Annotated in this window: 5 protein-coding genes and 1 pseudogene; 2 read left to right on the forward strand and 4 right to left on the reverse strand. The window is 66.4% G+C overall.

From position 1 onward, the window contains the following. A pseudogene (locus ABT288_RS49310) lies at positions 1-141 on the forward strand (DUF4439 domain-containing protein); the annotation flags it as partial. A gap of 53 nt (positions 142-194) precedes the next feature. Then, on the forward strand, positions 195-1,094 hold the full coding sequence (locus tag ABT288_RS49315; protein WP_351623346.1) for an aminoglycoside phosphotransferase family protein: 900 nt from the start codon (positions 195-197) through the stop codon (positions 1,092-1,094). Here ABT288_RS49315 and ABT288_RS49320 read toward each other — a convergent pair. The 4 genes from ABT288_RS49320 to ABT288_RS49335 form a co-directional block, all read right to left on the reverse strand. Next, on the reverse strand, positions 1,091-1,660 hold the full coding sequence (locus ABT288_RS49320) for a GNAT family N-acetyltransferase (protein WP_351623347.1): 570 nt from the start codon (positions 1,658-1,660) through the stop codon (positions 1,091-1,093). The genes ABT288_RS49315 and ABT288_RS49320 overlap by 4 nt on opposite strands. Then, positions 1,644-3,632: an ATP-binding protein gene (locus ABT288_RS49325; protein ID WP_351623348.1), complete on the reverse strand. Its 1,989-nt coding sequence runs from the start codon at positions 3,630-3,632 to the stop codon at positions 1,644-1,646. Before ABT288_RS49325 ends, ABT288_RS49320 begins: the two co-directional genes overlap by 17 nt. Before the next feature lie 218 nt (positions 3,633-3,850). Then, positions 3,851-4,420, reverse strand: a complete 570-nt coding sequence (locus ABT288_RS49330; protein WP_351623349.1) for a DUF6879 family protein — start codon at positions 4,418-4,420, stop codon at positions 3,851-3,853. Beyond that, entirely contained in the window at positions 4,421-4,648 is a 228-nt protein-coding gene (locus tag ABT288_RS49335) for a hypothetical protein (RefSeq protein ID WP_351623350.1), read from the reverse strand. Between the last annotated feature and the right edge of the window lie 587 nt (positions 4,649-5,235).

Here is a 5,235-nt window from a genome sequence, read left to right on the forward strand (position 1 = left end):
CGGGAGGCCGCGGTGCGCGCGGTGCGCTGGAGCGGGGAGAGCGTAGCCTTCCCTGGGCTCGCCGAGCGGTCCTCCGGCGAGGGGACCGGCGCGGCCGGCACGACACCGTCGGCCTCCGTCTCCGCCTCGGTGTCCCCGTGACCGCATAAGGCGCCCCTACGACAGGACCCGGACAGGAAGGGAACGACTCGCGCATGGCTTTCGAAGCGCCGCCGCGCCTCGTACGGGCGCTCGGTGAGACGGCACCGGCCGGGGACGACTGGCTCGCGGAGCTGCCCGTGACCGCCGAACAGGCCGTTGCCAGGCGCGAGTTGACCGTGGAGCGGGTTCAGGTGCCGGGCGGGCGCAGCAGCCTGGTGGTGCTGGTGCGGCGGGCCGACGGCACCCCCGCGGTGCTGAAGCTGGCCCCGCCCCGGGCCCGTCCGGAGAGTGAGCGGGCCGCGCTGGCGCACTGGGGCGGGCTGGGCGCCGTACAGCTGCTGGAGGCGGACGCGCGGGACGGTGCGCTGCTGCTGGAGCGGCTGCACCCGGATGTGTCCGTGCGGTCGCTGCCGGAGGCGAAGGCGCTGCTGGAGGCGGCGGGCACGCTGCGGCGGCTGTGGGTCGAGCCGCCGGCCGGCCATGCCTTCGAGACCGTCGCCGAGCGCACGGACCGCCAGGCGACCGCGATGCGGGCGGGCGCGGAGACCGGGCCCGAGGTGGCGCCGCTGGTCGACGCGGCGCTCGCGGCCCGCGAGGAGCTGCTGGCCGCGCCGCCCGAACACCGGTTGCTGCACGGTACGTTCCGGCAGAGCAAGGTGCTGGCCGGGGAGCGGATGCCGTGGCTCGCGGTGGGCCCCGATCCGGTGGTCGGCGAGTGCGCCTTCGATCTGGCGCGGCTGGTCCGGGACCGGGTGGAGGACCTGATCGCGGCACCGGCGGGTGCGGCGACGACACGACGGCGCATCAAGCGGCTCGCCGAGTCGCTGGAGGTGGATCAGGAGCGGTTGCGGGGGTGGACGTTGTTCCGGGCGGTGGAGTCGGGGGTACGGGCCCGGCGCGTCGGCCGTGAGAAGGACGCGGAGCTGCTGCTGGAGTTCGCGAGCTGGCTCTAGTCCGGCTTGCCGTTGAGTTCACGAACGTAGATGTCCCAGTACGGCGGCGTGACACCGTGCAGTGGACCCTTTCTGCCGACCCTGTGCCATCCCAGATGCCGGTAGACGCTTTGCGTGGCGAGGGCGGTCGGTTGCACCGAGAGGATTCCCCGCTGCTCGTTGCGGCGCCGCAGGAGTTCTTCCATCAGGTACTTGCCTGTGCCACGACCACGCCAGGCGGCGAGGACACCGAGGCTGATGACGGCGAAGGTCCGCCCTTCCCACTCGCGCACGAGATCGGCGGGAAGCGGGTGGGTGAAGTCGCGCCACCATCCGTGATCGACGGCGAGTGGATGGCCGTAGACATATCCGATGAGGCGGTCTTCCTGCTTCGCAACGACTGCGCTGAAACCCGGAACAGCCATCAGACTCTCGAGTTCTTTTTTGTGTCCCTGCGACATTTCTGACGCCCACGCGAACGGTGCGACGGAAAAGACCGTGTCGTGGATGGTGCAGATCTGGTGGAACCAGGCCGCAGCCAGCTCCCGGCCGCCTCCCTCGAACACGAGCTCACGGCCGTCCGTCATCTTCGCCTCCGTTCGATGCGTCCGAGGCGCTCGCGGCACGTTCCCGGAGTTCCTCGGAAACCGCGTCACCAAGCTCCTCGTACATCACTGCCGCTTGCGTCCAGAAGTCGCGAGCGGCGGCCGGTTCCCGGCGCGCTGCGCATACGTCACCCAGACGGGTGAGTGCAGACGCCTCACTTCGCCGGTCCGTGAATTCGCGGAAGGTCTCCAGAGCCCGCACAAGGTGCTCCTCGGCATCTTGGAAATCACCGAGTTCGCTCATACTCGCTGCCAGCGGGAGTGCCGCCCAGGCCTCGCTCCATCGGTCGTCGATCGATTGGAAGATTTCAACAGCCTGCTGGCACAGTGCAACGGCCTCGGGAAAGGCACTGCGGGAGCGAGCACACTCCGCGAGGCTCAGCAGGCTCATTCCCTCGCCCCGGCTGATGCCATGTGTCCGGAACACGGTGAGCGCGGCTTCGAAGTACTCCTGGGCTCCGGAGTCACCTTGCTCGATCGCCACGAGCCCCAGACCGCGCAGAGAGAATCCCAGTAGCCAGGCATCATCGATGTCCTGACTGATCTCCACTGCGTGACGATAGTGCTCGGCAGCGGTGTCGTACGCTCCCGACCGCCAGCCCACATCTCCCAGGCAGAGCAGGTTCGACGCTTCCCCCAACCGACTGCCGACCAGTCGGGCGGCATCCAGCCCAAGCTCGTGGATATATTTCCAGTCCGTCCAATGTGAGCCGAGCTCGAAGAATCCGTCGGCAACCACAGGCAGCATCCAAGCGATGTCATATTGACCCCACTTGACTGCCTGTCTCAGTGCGGAGAGTAAGTTGTCACGCTCCGCCTCGAACCACTGCATCGCCGCGGCGGCCTCATGGAAGCGCTCGACTTCCTGCACCTCTCCGGCCGGCACCAGGGGGATGGCATGGGAGTGCGGCAGGATTGCTCTTCGTCCCGCATCGGCACTGAGCAGGTACCAGGTCAGGATTCGACGAACCGCGCGGGTTCTTTCCGCCTGTGAAGATTCGTCGGCCAGCCGCTCCAACGCATAGGCCCGAAGCAGGTCGTGCATGCGGTACCGGTCCCTGGCGATTTCATGCAGCAGATGGACGTCGGCGAGTTCGCTGATTCTGCGACGAGCCACCGCCGGGGCGACCGCCAGAAGCGCTGCGGCGGAACCGCTGCCCAGAAATTTCCCCTCATGCAGTCCCAGAAGACGAAAAGCCGCCCGTGTCTGGTCCGGGAGGGCTCGGTAGGACCAGGAGAAGACTGCACGCACATCGCTGAGCTCGTCTTCTCGATCGGCCAGGGCGTCGAGAAAGTCCTGCTCTCGAATCAGCTCGTCCACGAGTTCCGTCAGGGAGAGCAGCGGGCGGGCGGCCGCTCGTTCGCCCACCACGCGCAGCGCCAGCGGGAGACACCCGCAGAGCTGAGCCACCCGTCGGGCGGCCTCGGGTTCCGAATCGACCCGGGCGGGGCCGATCACTTCACGCAGGAGCTGTACCGACTCCTGGGGTGACAGTACGTCCAGAGTCACACGTGCCGCTCCCTCCCGCGCCACTAGGCCGGACAGCCTGCTTCGGCTGGTGATCAGCACGAGACTGGAGCGCGAGGCAGGTATCACCTGTCTGATCTGCTTCACCGACGAAACATTGTCGATGAATATGAGGATTCTCTTCCCGTAGAGCAGCGAGCGGAACAACGCGGCACGCTCCTGCTCGTCGATCGGGATACGGTCCGCCTCCACGCCCAGGCCTCGCAGAAAGGAGTCCAGGGCATGGTCGGGCCCCAACGCGTTGCCGCTGTTGTAGCCGCGCATGTCGATGTACAGGTCACCGTCGACGAAGCGCCGACGGATTCTGTGCGCCCAGTGCAGTGCCAACGCGGTCTTCCCCACGCCCGGCCCTCCGGTGATCGCCGTCACGACGGCCGGCGAACCGTCAGGGTCCTCGGGAGCCAGTGGGTACAGAGTGTCCAGCACGGTCAGCTCCCGCGCGCGGTTGACGAATCCTGGCACGCCGTAGGGGAGTTGACGGGGCGGAGGGAAAGAGTGGCTGGGACCGTGCACGTGGACGCCACCGTACACGGTCCCAGCTTGGACCACTATGTCGCTCTCTCCGCCGGAGAACTCATTCGAGACAGATTTCGGCTCGTCAGCCATACGCCTTCCCCCGGTCCCGAATGGCGTTGCGCAGTCATTCAGCCCGGGACGTGAAGTTCGTCTCGGTACTTGCGCGCGAACTCCCGATAGGGGATCGCGGACGCCTGAGCCGCATCGCGCCAGTAGTTCGCCTCGACGATCCGTTGGGGGTCGTCGATGATTTCAGCGGCTGAAAAGCTTCCGTCCTCCTCGTAGTACATGGCCACGAGCTGCGTCGAGTCGAAGAGCCAGTAGTCGTGGTGTGGCAGTTCCGACGGCCACTCCTGCTTCGACACAGGGAGGATCCGTACGTCTTCTCCGGCCTCGACCGTGTGCTCGTACGCCCAGGCACATTCGAAGCGGACGTAGTCCGACAGCGGGAGTTCCACTACGTGGACCCGGCTCAGAACTTTTCCGGCCGCCACCGCCTTCGCGACAGTGCCGTCGATCCATTCTGCGATGCCGGGGAACTCGCCCCTGGCTTCGCCCGAGAGGAAGCGCGCGAACTCATCCTGCTCGTAGGACACGTCGTACCGCTGGAGAGACTCCAGACGGTACGCCGTGAACTTGAATTCGGTGAAGAGGCGGTTGAATTCCTCATCCGCCAAGGAGTAGAACTTGCGCCCCACCTACCGCCCCTCACTGTGCTGACTGTAGTACTGCTCCATGGCGCCGGCCACGACCTCCGGGGCGATACGAACGGCACCTTCTCCCGGGAGGACATTCTCCAGTTCCCCGAACGTCGCACTGTCCACCGTGTACCCTTGTACGACAAGTTCGCCGGACTCGCCGAGGTAGACCGTAGGGCATCCATTTCCGCCTGAACCCTGGTCTTTGTACAGCTTGGTGAGCTTCATTCTTGCCCCCTTCTGGATGACGACCTCGGTTTGCGTAAGGCTAGAGACGAAACCTACAATCCGTCAAGGCTGACGCAGACAAGTCGGCAGCTCAATCAACTTTGGCTTATTTAATTCCCCGCCAGACGGGGCCTGATTGCATGAAAGCATGCACAGGTTTCAGAAGTGGGTTTCGGTTGAGCCCTGATGCAGTAGTTAATTCGATTCAGGCTTCCTGCGCGGGAGAAATCCCGAACGTGACAGGGCCATGCCCGTCCGCGTTCCCTCCGGCCCCGCTCACCGGCGCCACGAGCAGCCCTGCTGATGTTGGATCCACCCCACCCCCCTGCCACTACACACCGTATGGGTTGTATAGCACTTCGTAGGGGGCCTGTCTCGCGCTCCCGTGAACCCGTCAACCCGCTGCCGCCGCGTCACCCTGCTCATGCGCCAGGAGACGCCCTCTGGCACGGGGACCCCGGCCGGTCGCACGATGTGGAGGCACCTGGCGTGGGGGGGGGCCCCGGGGGGCGCCGCCCCCGCCGCCCCCCCTTCGCCCGAACCCCGGCGCTGACCGCCTGGACCCCGACAATCAACACGCGCCCCGG

Origin of the sequence: Streptomyces sp. NPDC001093 (assembly GCF_040298985.1) — a bacterium.
In the GTDB taxonomy this organism is placed as follows: Bacteria; Actinomycetota; Actinomycetes; order Streptomycetales; family Streptomycetaceae; genus Streptomyces.